General features: G+C 41.2%; 11 protein-coding genes and 2 tRNA genes. 10 read left to right on the top strand and 3 right to left on the bottom strand.

All coding sequences use genetic code 11. From position 1 onward, the window contains the following. The first annotated feature begins 154 nt into the window (after positions 1-154). The 5 genes from ilvC (at position 155) to EJP82_RS12795 (ending at position 6,670) form a co-directional block, all read left to right on the top strand. Entirely contained in the window at positions 155-1,144 is a 990-nt protein-coding gene (ilvC, locus tag EJP82_RS12815; protein ID WP_127192452.1) for a ketol-acid reductoisomerase, read from the top strand. 90 nt (positions 1,145-1,234) lie between these two features. Continuing rightward, positions 1,235-2,746, top strand: coding sequence for a 2-isopropylmalate synthase (locus tag EJP82_RS12810; RefSeq protein ID WP_127192451.1), 1,512 nt, complete (start codon positions 1,235-1,237; stop codon positions 2,744-2,746). A 609-nt stretch (positions 2,747-3,355) separates the two neighbouring features. Then, entirely contained in the window at positions 3,356-4,435 is a 1,080-nt protein-coding gene (leuB, locus tag EJP82_RS12805) for a 3-isopropylmalate dehydrogenase (RefSeq protein WP_127192450.1), read from the top strand. Positions 4,436-4,881: 446 nt separating this feature from the next. Continuing rightward, positions 4,882-5,298 (top strand): hypothetical protein, encoded by a 417-nt coding sequence (locus EJP82_RS12800; RefSeq protein ID WP_127192449.1) that lies wholly within the window; start codon positions 4,882-4,884, stop codon positions 5,296-5,298. Positions 5,299-5,551: 253 nt separating this feature from the next. Further along, entirely contained in the window at positions 5,552-6,670 is a 1,119-nt protein-coding gene (locus EJP82_RS12795; protein ID WP_127192448.1) for an ATP-binding protein, read from the top strand. Between the two features lie 70 nt (positions 6,671-6,740). Here EJP82_RS12795 and EJP82_RS12790 read toward each other — a convergent pair whose 3' ends face one another. From EJP82_RS12790 to EJP82_RS12780, 3 genes are read right to left on the bottom strand one after another with little or no spacing between them, the layout of a single operon-like run. Continuing rightward, on the bottom strand, positions 6,741-6,902 hold the full coding sequence (locus EJP82_RS12790) for a FeoB-associated Cys-rich membrane protein (RefSeq protein ID WP_127192447.1): 162 nt from the start codon (positions 6,900-6,902) through the stop codon (positions 6,741-6,743). Positions 6,903-6,951: 49 nt separating this feature from the next. After that, the gene (gene feoB, locus EJP82_RS12785; RefSeq protein ID WP_127192446.1) at positions 6,952-9,009 is read right to left on the bottom strand and encodes a ferrous iron transport protein B; all 2,058 of its coding nucleotides are present in this window, start codon (positions 9,007-9,009) and stop codon (positions 6,952-6,954) included. A gap of 29 nt (positions 9,010-9,038) precedes the next feature. Next, complete coding sequence (locus EJP82_RS12780; RefSeq protein ID WP_246054085.1) at positions 9,039-9,266, bottom strand: FeoA family protein; 228 nt, start codon at positions 9,264-9,266, stop codon at positions 9,039-9,041. A 232-nt stretch (positions 9,267-9,498) separates the two neighbouring features. Here EJP82_RS12780 and EJP82_RS12775 point away from each other — a divergent pair, with 232 nt between their 5' ends. From EJP82_RS12775 to EJP82_RS12755, 5 genes are all read left to right on the top strand, one after another. Beyond that, positions 9,499-10,458 (top strand): aldolase catalytic domain-containing protein, encoded by a 960-nt coding sequence (locus EJP82_RS12775; RefSeq protein ID WP_127192445.1) that lies wholly within the window; start codon positions 9,499-9,501, stop codon positions 10,456-10,458. Between the two features lie 169 nt (positions 10,459-10,627). After that, entirely contained in the window at positions 10,628-12,748 is a 2,121-nt protein-coding gene (locus tag EJP82_RS12770; protein WP_127192444.1) for a putative bifunctional diguanylate cyclase/phosphodiesterase, read from the top strand. Positions 12,749-12,931: 183 nt separating this feature from the next. Then, positions 12,932-13,008 (top strand) — tRNA-Pro (locus EJP82_RS12765). 8 nt (positions 13,009-13,016) lie between these two features. Then, a tRNA-Gly gene (locus EJP82_RS12760) sits at positions 13,017-13,087 on the top strand. Between the two features lie 306 nt (positions 13,088-13,393). Further along, positions 13,394-15,211: an APC family permease gene (locus EJP82_RS12755; RefSeq protein WP_127192443.1), complete on the top strand. Its 1,818-nt coding sequence runs from the start codon at positions 13,394-13,396 to the stop codon at positions 15,209-15,211. The last annotated feature ends 3 nt before the right edge of the window (positions 15,212-15,214 follow it).

The raw sequence follows: 15,214 nt of genomic DNA, 5'->3' as shown, positions 1-15,214 counted from the left end.
TTAAATTATCTCTCGTCCGTGGGCGGGTGTTTGAGAGGATCCAAGTAAGATGTAAATATCAGTGGTCCTTTGAAACGCCCGCTCATCAGGCGGAGGTACAAAATTAATAAGGGTAAGCTTATATGCTACCCACATTCTTAGGAGGCTAATAAAAATGGCAGTTACTTTGTACTATGAACAAGATGCAGAACTTAGCGTATTAAAAGGAAAGACTATCGCAATTATCGGTTATGGTAGCCAAGGACATGCCCACGCACAAAACTTGCGTGATAGCGGACTTAACGTAGTGGTAGGCCTCCGCGAAGGTAAATCTTTTGATAAGGCTAAAGAAGATGGCTTTGAAGTGCTATCCGTTGCGGAAGCTACTCGCCGTGCTGACGTGGTACAAATTTTGATGCCAGATGAAACACAAGCATCAGTATACAACAGTGAAATCGCTCCAAACATCAAAAAAGGTGCAGCTTTATTGTTCGCACACGGATTTAACGTACATTTTGGCCAAATCGTGCCATCCCCTGACAATGACGTTTTGCTTGTAGCTCCTAAATCACCAGGACATATGGTTCGTCGTACTTACGTTGAAGGTTTTGGTGTTCCAGGACTAATTGCAATTCATCAAGATGCTACTGGCAAAGCGAAAGAAATTGGACTTGCTTATGCAAAAGGTATTGGCTGTACTCGTGCTGGGGTTATCGAAACTTCATTCCGCGAAGAAACAGAAACCGATTTGTTCGGCGAACAAGCTGTACTTTGCGGTGGCGTTAGTGCACTAATCAAAGCGGGCTTTGAGACATTGACCGAAGCAGGTTATGCTCCAGAAATGGCATACTTCGAATGTTTACATGAACTCAAATTGATTGTCGACCTGGTATATGAAGGTGGATTGGCAACAATGCGTGATTCCATCTCCAATACAGCTGAGTATGGTGATTATGTAACTGGACCTCGTATCGTTACTGACGAAACGAAGAAAGCAATGAAAGCCGTATTGACTGACATTCAACAAGGTAAATTCGCTCGTGATTTCATTCTTGAGAATCAATCCAATCGTGCTTTCCTTACAGCGACTCGTCGTAATGAAGCAAATCATCCGATCGAAGTGGTTGGCCGGGAATTGCGCGGTCTAATGCACTGGATTAAATAAATAGTTCATTCCTATCTATCAATGCGGCCATGCATCAGCATGAGCCGCATTAAGTTTTTGTAGGCCTACTAAAATTCAGGAGGTGTAGGGATGCGTAAAATTTATATTTTTGATACAACGCTACGTGATGGGGAACAGTCTCCAGGAGTTAATCTCAATACTAGGGAGAAGCTGGAGATTGCTTATCAGCTTGAAAAACTTGGTGTAGATCGTATCGAAGCAGGATTTCCTGCTGCTTCCCCCGGGGATTTGGCTTCTGTAAACGCCGTAGCTCGTGCGATCAAACAATCTACTGTAATAGGGTTATCACGTTCTCGTGTCCAAGACATTGATGCGGTCCGGGAAGCGTTGAAAGGTGCTGCAGACCCTTGTATCCATCTATTTCTAGCGACAAGTCCGATCCATCGCAAATACAAACTGAAGATGGAGAAAGAGCAGGTGCTAGAAACTGCGCAAGCAGCGATTCGGTATGCGCGGAAATATTTCTCCAAAGTAGAGTTTTCTTGCGAGGATGCGGGGAGAACTGAAATTGAATTTTTGTGTGAGATGACCGAAATGGCTATTTCAGAAGGGGTTTCTGTGGTCAATATCCCGGATACAGTGGGATTTTTATATCCACATGAATACGGTAACATTTTCAAGACGCTTAAAGAAAAGGTGCCTAATATCGAGAAAATCCAATTAAGTGCACACTGTCATGATGATCTGGGGATGGCTACAGCCAACTCTCTTGCTGCCATTCTTGGCGGTGCCGATCAGATTGAAGGTACGGTTAATGGGATAGGTGAGCGTGCAGGTAACACCGCAATTGAAGAAGTTGCGATGGCTTTGGAAACAAGAAGCGAATTCTTTGGGGCCAAAACCTCACTCGCTCTTTCCGAGATCTCTCGTACCAGTCGACTAGTAAGTAGACTGACAGGGATGGTTGTACCGGGTAATAAGGCGATTGTCGGAGCTAATGCGTTCGCACATGAATCAGGTATCCATCAGGATGGTATGTTGAAAGAGAAGACGACTTACGAGATTATGTCTCCCGAGACGATCGGACTTAAGGAGAGTAAGCTAGTGCTTGGGAAACATTCTGGACGTCATGCGTTCAGAGAGAAACTGATTGATCTAGGATATACGTTGGATGAGGAACGTCTCAACCTAGCGTTTGCCAAGTTCAAGGAATTGGCCGATAAGAAAAAAGATGTCAGCGATGGAGATTTGTTAGCCATTGTGGAAGAGAGACTGATTGATACGCCGGAATTTTTCTCTTTGGAGACGATCTATGTTTCGTACGGTAATGAAATGATACCTTCTGCTAAAGTTCGCATCGTAACGGTTGATGGTGATGTGCTTGAGAGAGAAGCGGAAGGTAACGGTTCGGTTGACGCTCTCTATAATGCCATTGATAAGGCAGTTGGAGAAGAAGTGACGCTGTCTGATTATTCAATTAAGTCCGTTAGCCACGGTAAAGATGCTCAAGGTGAAGTGCATGTCGTGCTCACGCAAAATGAAATTTCAGTTCAAGGCAGAGGCGTTAGTACGGATATTTTGGAGGCAAGCGCTCGTGCCTATGTCGACGCTCTTAACAGATTAATTGAGACAAGAGGTTAAAGAACATTTCTCAGAATAATCTAAATGGTAATCCAGTCCGCAGAGAGTTATCGCTGCGGACTTTTTCTGTAATATTGGCAAACTCTCGAGTACGCCGTATCAAAAAGGCGAATTGGGTGAAAAAGATGAATTTGGTGACATAGACGAATTTGGTGAGAAGGATTGGTTTGGCATAACAGACTGATTAGGCATAAAAGATTGATTCGGCATAAAGGATTGATTAGGTGAAAAAGGTTGATTTGGAGTCACAGATGCAACTTTAGCGATGTGGGGACGGCTTACACATGAGCTCGAGACGATCACTAATAAAATAAACAACACTAAGATTATTCCGGAACTTGTATGATTGATTTCCGACATAAGGTTTCTACCTCCATATTTTCAAGTATGTTGATTCGACTCACATTATGCATTTTTAGACTAACGTGTATAGACAATTGACTATGTAATCCAAGAAATGGGCTTTTTATAGAAACAAGATTGTGCTTATAGGCTCATCCTATAGACTTAATAGATTCTATATCTTTGTTTAACCTTGTTGATTATGATACAACAGAGTAAGAGTCTATTTCGAGTGAATTTAGGTATATTGAAAGGGAGTTGAAAGTTATGGGAGAAGTGAAGAAAATTGCAGTCATTGCTGGCGATGGTATTGGACCAGAAGTAGTGGCTGAAGCGGAAAAAGTATTGAAACGTACAGAAGAATTGTTCGGCTATAAATTTGAAACAGAGCATGCGCTTTTTGGAGGCATCGCTATAGATAAAAAAGGAACACCACTTCCACAAGAAACATTGGAAGTTTGCCAGCGTGCAGATGCAGTATTATTGGGAGCTGTTGGTGGTCCGCAATGGGATAACAATCCGAAAGAGTTGCGTCCCGAAACAGGTCTACTGGGGATTCGCAAAGCTCTTGGTTTATTCTCAAACTTACGTCCGGCTGTAGTGTTTGACTGTCTGAAGGATGCATCAACTTTGAAGCCAGAAGTTCTTGAAGGTACGGATTTAATGGTTGTTCGTGAGTTGACAGGCGGTATTTACTTTGGTGAGAAATTCCGTCGTGATACTGAGCATGGACAAGAAGCAGTTGATACTTGTGCATATAATGTCAAAGAAGTAGAACGGATTGTCACTCAAGCGTTCGAAATTGCCCAGAAACGTCGCAAGAAGCTTGCTTCCGTCGATAAGGCAAACGTATTGGAAACCTCACGCTTATGGCGTGAAGTTGTCAATGAAATTGCTCCGAAGTATCCGGACGTAGAGTTGGAGCATGTTCTCGTTGATAATTGTGCGATGCAATTGCTGAGACGCCCTTCCAGCTTTGACGTTATCGTGACTGAGAATATGTTCGGTGATATTCTGAGTGATGAAGCAGCAATGCTGACCGGTTCGATTGGCATGCTATCGTCAGCTTCATTAGGGGAAGGTAGCTTTGGACTGTACGAACCAGTACACGGGTCAGCTCCCGATATTGCTGGACAGAATCTAGCCAATCCGATCGCTACAATCCTCTCTGTTGCATTGATGTTCCGGATGACCTTTGGATATGCCGATGCAGCTGATGCGATTGAATCGGCAGTAGCATCAGTGCTGAATGCCGGACATCGTACGAGTGATATCGCAGTGGATAAGAGCCAAGCTATCGGTACCAAAGAGATGGGCGATTTGATCGTAGCTGCAATTCAAAAGTAAGACAATTTATAAGTAATTCGTATTTAGAGTTACTCTAATAATGAAATTACTATAATATTGACTTTGATATATGTGAATGCTAACATTTGAAGAGGGATTTTTAATGGCAGAACGTTTAGTTGGAATGCCCGCTCCTGATATTAATATGGCGGTCGTAACAGGTGACTATGGTATTCTCTAATTGAACCAGGTCAGAAGAACCTGAACTCATAATTCAGTAATATGTATTGAAAGGCCCTCTGACTGGCAAATACACCTTGCCAATACAGGGGGCCTTTTGCCCCAGACTTTCATAATTTGGTCCTTTTAGCTCAAAGTTTGCATTAATGTCGATTTTAAATTTTTCCAAAGGAATTTGAGGTAAGGGTCTCGAATAAATTATAGGAAGTTCTATAAGATATAAGGCCGTGGTTCCTGTGAGCAGAATTCGGAGAGGGTGATGGGGAATGAGTTTTTGCTGTGGTGCAAGTATGGTGGGGACGAAGGGAACTTTGAAGCATTATCGTACGCAAGTCCATAATGTTCCCCTACTTTTTTGTCCGGTGTGTAATCGGGTTGAGGTTCATTATAAAGTGGAGAACGAATACGAAATCTTAGCGGAGTATGCTCATGGAGATGGAGTATCAGAGATTGACTTCCAGGATTTTGTTATGGAAGATGAGGAATCAATTTTTGGGAATTGTGTGAATCGTGAAGATGAGGATCCGATTGATATTGTGCAGAGTCAAATAGATATGTCGTTAGATCTGCTTACGGTGGCTAAATTTATTAAAGATACGAAATGGGAAAATGAGCTCAAGAAACGACTTGCCGTAATGAGTAGGAGAAGAATGAAACTGCAACATAACAATAGCAAGGGATGAAATGTGTTATAAAAGCTCTCCTCAGGAGGGCTATTTTCTTTTTTTTGTGGAAATTATGATGATTAGTGATGATCCCACTTTTTTCGACAGTATCTCTGATTGACGAAATTTGGAAAACTTTACTATGATTATAAGTGATAATCTCATGGTGTCCGCTTACATTGATTGCGAAATTATTATTTGAGGGAATGTAATTAATTGCCTCGTACATAATTATCGGACAAGCTCATTTTTGGGAAGAGGGGGAACCGATTTGTTGAGTGAATTCCAAGAAACATTGCTTCAGTCTGTGAAAGCGTACCAATCGACCCAGCTTGTAAAAAATAAGTATGAAAATGTGCTGCAACACCTAGATAGTGGAATTATACTGTTTGACAGCGATGGGATTCTTACCTTTATCAATGTAGAGATGGCTAAATTAATTGATTTACCAGGGCAGTCACTGATTGGTTGTAACTTATTACAGGTACTCCGTCATCCGCATCTTAGTCGTTTTCTGAAGAGAAAGGTTGTACAACTATATCGAGAAACATTTCTTTATAGCAAGAAGTTTCATGAGTTTGTTGATGAGTACGGAAGAAATTGGCTTATTACAATTACCTACGGTGATCAGATGGATGGAGACTTTTTATTAAGTGTTAAGGACGTTACCGATTTTAAACGAATCGAACAAACGGCCTACCATAATGATAAACTGGCAATGCTCGGTAAAATATCAGCGGCGATTGCTCATGAGATTCGTAATCCTTTGACTTCAATTCGTGGATTCATCCAGCTTTTACGTCCTCATCTCATTCAACTGGGTAGAGATGAATATGCACGGATTATTTTGGCGGAAATCGATCGTGCCAACGATATTATTCATGAATTTCTTAATTCATCGAAGCCCACTGTTCCGCTGAAGAGCATTGTTGATATCTCAACCCTACTAAAGGAAGCTGTACTTCTTACAGAGAGTGAGGCTCTGATGAAGAACTGTGAGGTGATTCTGAACCTCCAGGAAGATAGGGTGCTGAATGTCTCGATAGATACGAAACAGATCAAGCAGGTGATTCTGAATATTATCAAGAATGCGATGGAAGCGATTGAGGAGATAGAGGATGATCATGGGGGGATCATTGCTATTTCAACACAGCCTGATGGGGAATTCGTTAATATCATAATTCAAGATAATGGGAATGGTATGGATAAGGCTTTGATGAATCGGTTGTTTGATCCTTTCTTCACAACGAAAGAAAATGGTACAGGCTTAGGATTATCGGTCAGTTACCGAATTATTAAGAATCATCGGGGAGATATAACTGTGGATAGTACGAAAGGTATGGGGACTGTTTTTGTGATTACTCTTCCGATGGTTGGAGAGAGGTTATAAGGTTGTATAACATGCAAAGAAAGGTCGAGCAGAATCACTGCCCGACCTTTTTTAGTCCAGAATTTCAGCTTTACTTTCCTTTAGGTTCCTTGATATCGCATGCGCTAAACTCTGCACACGAACCACTGCACCCAGCACAGCCTCCACCACCTGATTTGCGTTTTTTAATAGAACGCCATACAGTAAATCCAATAATGCCAGCTAGCAGGATAATAATTAGAAAATCTATCATAATCTCCCTCCTCAAAATGTGATTCTAGAGGTCGCATAAAGATGGCTAACTAAACAAGTCCGATGCCCAGCCAATATCCCACTTGATAAATGATCATCGAAATTAGCCATGCTGCACCACACTGGTAGGCAACGGTGAACAGGGTCCACTTCCATGAATTTAACTCTTTCTTTGCCGTAGCGATGGCAGCGACACATGGAGCATAGAGTAAGACAAAGACAATAGCAGAGAAAGCCGCTAATGGGGTAAAGTGTGCCTGAAGCGCGGTACTTAATGCACTAGTCAATTGTTCCCCACCATCATTAATATACAAAATGCCCAGTGTGCTTACTACGGCTTCCTTAGCGATTAAACCGGTAAGTAGAGCTGCACCAATCTGCCAATGAGCTATCGTTGTACCCTTAATGAAGCCGAATCCATTCCAGGCAAAAATCGGGGCAATCGCACTCCCAATAGAACCGAAAATACTTTCGGAAGAATTATCAACTAATTGTAGTGAAAAGTTGAAGGATTGAAGAAACCAGATTACAACGGTCATGGAGAGAAGTATTGTTCCTACTTTAACAACATAGCCCTTCGCTTTTTCCCAAGTATGCGTAGTCGTAGCTTTTAAAGTTGGGATACGGTATGGAGGGAGTTCCATTACGAAAGGAGCAGCATCACCTCGTAACACGGTTTTATTTAATAGAAGACATGAGAGCATTGCAATGAGAATACCAAGAGAGTAAAGGGTGAACATAACCAGACCTTGGTGAGCAGTAAAGAATGCGCCAGCAAATACAGCATAGACAGGTAGTTTTGCACTACATGACATAAATGGCATCACAGTAATGGCCAGACGTCGGCTTTTAACATCTTCTAAGGTTCGTGTAGCCATGATAGCTGGAACGGAGCATCCATATCCCATAAGTAAAGGTACAAATGCTTTGCCTGAGAGTCCGAAATAACGGAATATTCTATCCATAACAAAGGCTACTCTTGCCATATAGCCGACATCTTCCAGAATGGACAGACACAAGAAGAGTAGCACAATCTGTGGCAAGAAGGACAAGACATTTCCGACACCTGTAAGAACACCACCTACAACAAGGCTTTGGATAGCGTCCGATGCTCCGGCCCAAATCAGAAAGTTTGTTACGACTTCGGGTAATGTTTCGGTTAGAAAGGCTCCAAAGGGATCTACAATCCAAGCTCCAATAGTACCAACAGCAATTTCAAAGACTAAATACATAATGAGGAAAAAAATAGGTAATCCTAAAATTCTGTGGGTGACTATTTTATCGACTTTATCAGAAAAGGTAAGTTCTCCTGCTGTTTTTCCTTTTTGAACATGTTCGGAGATCGCTTCCGTTATGTATTGGTAACGCAAATCTGCGATTAGCATTTCGATTTCTTCACCGGATTGATGTTCTGCTCGAGCGATAGCCTTATCGATGGATAAGTTCAAGGATGGATTTAACTTTAAAGTGTCCTTAATCTGCTCATCTCTTTCAATTAACTTGATCGCATAATATAGTGTGTTCGTATATCCACCTGCTGCTAACAATTCGCTAATTTCTTGTATTGTGTCGCATATTTTGGTGTTTTCCAGAGCGTTCTTAGTAGTAAGAGGGTGGTCTTTATCAAAGGAAAGGGCTCTATTCAGAAGTTCTTCGATTCCCTGGTTTTTTGAAGCGGTGATCGGGACAACAGGTACTCCCAGTTGTTTCTCCAAATTGACAACATCAATTCTATCACCACGCAGCTCCACTTCATCCATCATATTGAGGGCAATAATAGTAGGTATACCAAGTTCTAATAACTGTGTAGTTAAATATAAATTACGTTCAATATTGGTAGCATCTACGATGTTGATAATGACATCGGGCTTATCGTTTGTCAGAAAATCACGGGCGACGATTTCCTCAGGAGTGTAGGGAGATAGGGAGTATATACCGGGTAAATCAATGATGACTATATTTTCAGTTGACTTCTTGCACTTTCCTTCTCTTCGTTCAACGGTCACTCCAGGCCAGTTACCAACGTGTGCATTGTTACCTGTTAGGTTATTGAATAGTGTAGTTTTACCGCTGTTAGGATTTCCTGCCAAAGCAAACCGATAACTCATCTGTCACCCATCCTCTACAAAATTATTCTTTATTTTTCTACTGTAATCTGGTCGGCTTCCGCTTTTCTGATACTGAGTTCATAACCACGTATATTAATTTCAATAGGATCGCCAAGTGGGGCAACTTTTCTCATAATAATCTGGGCTCCAGGAGTGATTCCCATATCCATTAGCCTTCTGCGAATCGGGCGACTGCCTCCAATACTTTTAATTACGCCCGTCTCGTTCGGCTTTAACTCTTTCAAAGAAATCATCATGGCTCAAATCCTCCTATTATAATGAAGTAAATTTTTTTGGTGTATTTTAACTTGTGTAATATATGTGGGATTAAAGATATTGATAATCAATCTCAATTAGAATTAGTTGTAATATATCATGATGAAGATCGCTGTACTGTGATGTACATCACGGCTAATATATACTTTACTTTTTGATTTCGATTCAAGTAAGATGGATAGAACAACAAAAGATGGAGAGGGATCGATAGAAATGAAAATAAATCAGAGTAAAATTGTAGATTGTACTATTCGCGATGGTGGCTTGGTTAATAACTGGGACTTCAGTGTGGAATTTGTACAAAAATTATATGCTGGCTTGAATGAAGCTAGTGTGGATTATATGGAAATTGGATATAAGAATAGTCCTAAACTACTCAAGGGTGCAGAAGACGCTGGACCTTGGAGATTTCTAGACGATGATTTCTTGCGTAAGGTTATACCGCAGAAGGGTCATACGAAGTTGTCAGCATTGGTAGACATCGGCCGGGTAGACGAGAACGACATTCTACCACGTAGTGAAAGTATGCTCGATCTGATTCGAGTTGCTTGCTACATTAAAGATGTGGACAAGGCCCTTCAACTTGTACAAGTGTTTCATGATCTTGGTTATGAAACAACGATTAATATTATGGCGTTGTCCAATGTCATGGAGAATGAATTAATCGAAGCTTTTGAGATGATCAAAGAGAGCGTCGTAGATGTAGTTTATATCGTGGATTCCTATGGAAGTCTCGATTATAAAGATATGCAGTATTTAGTTGAGAAATTCAAAACCCATTTGCCTAACAAACGCTTAGGTGTGCATACTCACAACAATATGCAGCTGGCATTCTCCAATACACTCGTAGCAGTTGATCATGGAGTTGAACTCCTTGATGCATCCGTTTATGGTATGGGCCGCGCGGCTGGTAACTGTCCTACTGAGTTGTTGGTAACTCATTTGAAGAATACGAACTACAAGCTTAGACCGATTCTTGGAGTGCTTGAAGAGCTTCTAATTCCTCTTCGTGAGAAAGAGGAGTGGGGATATATTATTCCTTACATGATCACAGGAACATTAGACGAGCATCCACGTTCGGCTATGGCACTGCGCTCTTCAGCGGACAAAGATAAAGCAGTTGACTTTTTTGATAAAATGACGACCCCTGAAGTGAATTTTGACAAAAAATAAGATCTAACAAAAAAAGTCCGGGAAATACTCCGGGCTTTTTTTGATCTAAATTTCCGACAAAACTTTGCGAACTATTGTATTTTTCGATAAGGAAGGAGGAAATAGCAGAATAATGTTGAATTCGTATATTAGCTAATCACGTATTTTTATACATCCGGGGGAAAATAACATGCAAATCAAGGTAGAGAAAAGAAAAACAATCATTCAGGGAATACTTGGTTTGACAGTGATGCTTGGCGTGATCAGACTTTCCGCTATAATGGATGGGGCATCTATTAGTGCGAATAGTCTTCAAGCGATGAATCTATTGGCAGGTATTATTTGCGTTGCGGTGTCATTTGCAGTATTTGCTCAGGGGTGGATATTGTTCACGAACAATCTATCGGGAAGACGACTATATTCTGCTGTTTTATTCTCTATTTTGGGAACCTTGGACGTATTTCATATTGCTACTTTTAGTGGTATTCATATTTTTGGTTTTGAACCGAATAATAGTTTATCTATGTGGTTCTTACTACTTTCACACGCGTTAGGGGCCTTAGGATTGCTGTTTATCTTTAGTTTCCCGGATCGGGAAATATCACAAAGACATAAAGTACTCGTGTTTCTGGGGGCGGCTGTACTTAACTTAGGAACAATCTTCATATTATACATATATCAGAAACAACTCCCAACTTTGTTTGGGGTGAATGGCATTGGAGTCTTCGAGCGAGTTGCACAGGTAGCTATCCCTATTCTATATGGCTTGGGGATTTGTGCAATTATGTATATCCATCGCAAGGAGCGTCCTGCTGCGGCTCTGACGGTAGTAACTGCATTAGTATTCATGATGCTGGGACATATTCTACTAACGTTTGTAGACCCATTGGGAACAGGTTTGGAACATGCAATTGGTGAATGGTGCATGGGTATTTCCTATTATTTTGTATTGAAAGGTGTATATAAATTAACTATCGAGGATCCATTTCAGGGGCAACTAATTATCGAGGCTCAAATGAAACATATGGCCTATTATGATGATTTAACCGGACTACCTAATTTGCGTAAAATGAGGGAATGCTTAGGGGGGAGTTTGGAATCTTGTGGCGAAGGTTCTAATCGGATAGGTGTGGCTGTTATTAATATTAATCGGTTCAAGGCAATTAATGATTCGCTTGGATACAGCGCAGGTGATAAGCTGCTTACTGAAGTGGGGGAACGATTGTCTGATTTATGCTCTCCGTCTGAGGTAATATATCGGATGGGGGAAGATGAATTTGCAATCGTTATACCTGGATATGGCGATGTTGAAGCTGTAGAAATGAGAGCAGAGCAGCTATTGGGTTCCGTGAATCCAGCGGTTATGATTGATAAGACTGAATATCATATATCGCTCAGTATGGGATTATCTATATTTCCGGAAGACGGAGACTCGGTAGATCAAATCATTCAATATGCAGACATGGCTGTCCATAGTGCTAAGGAGCTTGGTTTAGATTTCATACGATATACACCGGCTATGAAATTACGAACTCAATCCAAAGTGGAACTGGAGAACGATATGCGTAAAGGGCTGGATCGTGGAGAGTTCTTCCTGGAATTTCAGCCACAGGTTAGTCTTGATTCGGGTAACACGGTGGGTATGGAAGCGTTAGTCCGCTGGAATCATCCAACGAGAGGACTACTCTCTCCAGGAGAGTTTATTCCGCTTGCCGAAGAGAGTGGCTTGATTGTACCTTTGGGTGAATGGGTGCTTAGGACTGCATGCCAACATAATAAGCAGTGGCAAGACGAAGGGTATGAACCTATCTGTGTATCTGTTAATTTATCCATGCGTCAATTCCGACAGTATAACCTTGCTGATCGCGTCGACATGATCCTCAAGGAAGTTGGGCTTGAGGCGTGTTATCTGGAGCTTGAAATCACAGAGACTATGACTTTTGATATTGATACGGCATTTGAACAACTACATAGCTTGAAGCGTCTAGGGCTATATATCAGCATTGATGACTTTGGAACAGGGTACAGTTCACTTTATTATTTGAAGACCTTACCTATTGACCGTCTCAAGATTGATCGTTCCTTTGTTAAGGAAGTTATGCTCGATGGAAATGACGCTGCTATTGTGTCAACAATCACTACAATGGCGCATCATCTAAAACTTAAAGTGACGGCAGAGGGAGTGGAGAGTAAAGATCAACTTGAATTTTTGAAGTTGCAGAATTGCCACGAGGGGCAAGGGTTTTTATTCAGTAAGCCAGTACCTGCCGGGGTATTTGAATCACAGTTCCTTACTAGGCTTGTTGGTTGAAGAGATGCGTGATTATAAAAATAATATAAAATATATGTTGCAATGACTCTTGAAAAGTGATATATTATTTCTTGTCTTCACTCGAGATTCTGATCTCAGGGAAGCNATATATGTTGCAATGACTCTTGAAAAGTGATATATTATTTCTTGTCTTCACTCGAGATTCTGATCTCAGGGAAGCTTCGGGACGTAGCTCAGCTTGGTAGAGCACCTGGTTTGGGACCAGGGGGTCGCATGTTCAAATCGTGTCGTCCCGACCATCTAAGTTGCGGGTGTAGTTCAATGGTAGAACTTCAGCCTTCCAAGCTGATAGCGTGGGTTCGATTCCCATCACCCGCTTATATGTAAGATTAGAGACCTTTGCGTAGCAAGGGTCTCTTTTTATGTTATTTTTTCGAAAGGGAACCCTACATTTACAATGAAATTGGGGAAAAGAAAACTTCGCTGGTATATTCCAGTGGAGTTTTATTTGTTGTCATGTGGGGTATTTTATTTGTTAAGGTTGCATGATTCATTGCGTAATAATACGGACGATAAAAATGTAATTAAATGTAATGAAAATGCCAGAAAAATTATTGTAAAAAAATGAAAACGGAGTATAATACGATCTTGGCAGTTTAAATTACCAGGAGATGATGACGCTGTATGTTCGAGAAAGTAAAGAGAATGCTCATCGGTAGACCGATGAAATCAACAGAAATTGAAGGGGAGAAACTTAGTAAATTTAAGGCACTCGCGATTCTATCCTCAGATGCCTTATCTTCCGTAGCATACGGCACGGAGCAGATTCTTATTGTGTTGATGGCGGCAGGAGCTGCTGCCATGTGGTATTCGATACCGATCTCTGTTGCGGTTCTCGGATTATTAGCCATTCTGATTGTCTCTTATCGCCAGACGATTTTTGCATACCCTGGTGGAGGGGGAGCATACATTGTTGCAAAAGAGAATATAGGTGTCTCATCGAGTTTGATCGCGGGGGGCTCGCTGCTTGTCGATTATATATTGACAGTAGCTGTAAGTTCGTCGGCGGGCACAGATGCCATTACTTCTGCCTTTCCTGAACTTCATGATTATAGGGTACTTATAGCGCTTGGTATGATTGTTTTCCTTACAATCCTGAACCTCAGGGGTGTAACTGAGTCAGCCTCCGTATTAGCAATCCCGATCTATTTGTTCGTTGTGTCAATCTTTGTTCTGATTATTTGTGGGGTATTTAAATATTTAACAGGTGGTGCGGTGGCCTCGGCACATGAGCTCAGTGCTACTGTCTCGAATGTCAGCTTATTTCTATTGCTTAAAGCATTTAGTTCCGGCTGCTCGGCCTTAACTGGTGTGGAAGCCGTATCTAACGCTATTCCTAATTTCCGTAAACCCGAGGAAAAGAATGCGGCAGCGACACTCATGATGATGGGGATTATTCTAGGGATTATGTTTACCGGAATCAGTTTACTTGCTTACTGGTATGGTATTCAGCCCAATCCTAAGGAAACAGTAGTTTCACAAATCGCTGCGGCGACTTTCGGCAGAGGAACGTTATATTTTTTCATACAAGGTGTTACAGCCATTATATTGTTTCTTGCAGCTAATACAGCTTATTCTGCGTTTCCATTACTTTCTTTTATGTTAGCTAAGGACAAATATTTGCCGCATATGTTCATGGTTAGAGGAGATCGACTTGGTTTTTCTAATGGGATTCTGTTTCTAAGTTCGCTCTCGGCGATACTGGTCATTGCTTTTGGAGGACATACGGAGAATTTGATTCCTCTGTACGCGGTTGGTGTATTTATTCCGTTTACTTTATCCCAACTAGGGATGATGATCAGATGGATTCGAGTAAAGCCTTCGGGTTGGCAATTTAAGCTACTCATTAATACAGTTGGTATGCTGACTACATTGTCGATTACACTCATTTTCATTACTACGAAATTTAGTCATGTTTGGATGATCTTCGTATTTCTACCGATCGTCGTATACGGCTTCTTTCGCATACGTAAGCACTACGAGAATACGGCAGACCAATTGCGTATCGATCTTAGCCTTGATAAGCCTATTTCGAAGGGAAATACAGTAATTATTCCGATTTCAGGTATCACACGAGTCGTGCTGAATACGGTAAGTTATGCTAAAACCTTGTCCGATAACGTAGTAGCAGTCTATATAGGATTTGACGATGAATCGATTCAAAAAATGGAGCAAAAATGGGAAGAGTGGGATCCGGGAATTCGGTTAGTCGTTTTGAAATCGAGATATCGGAGTATTTTACGGCCTTTATTGAAATTGATACAGACTGTTGAATGGAAAAAATCAGAAGAGGATCATATCACCATTTTAATTCCGCAATTTATCACCAAACATTGGTGGGAAAATTTACTGCATAATCAGACCAGTATTATGATGCGCGCCTATTTGATTAGGAATAAGAATGTCATCGTTACAACGGTTCCTTTTCATCTGAAACGCTAAATT

Source organism: Paenibacillus anaericanus (assembly GCF_003994475.1).
In the GTDB taxonomy this organism is placed as follows: domain Bacteria; phylum Bacillota; class Bacilli; order Paenibacillales; family Paenibacillaceae; genus Fontibacillus; species Fontibacillus anaericanus.
Note: the sequence above shows the minus strand (reverse complement) of the source record. Positions and strands in the feature narration are given on the sequence as shown.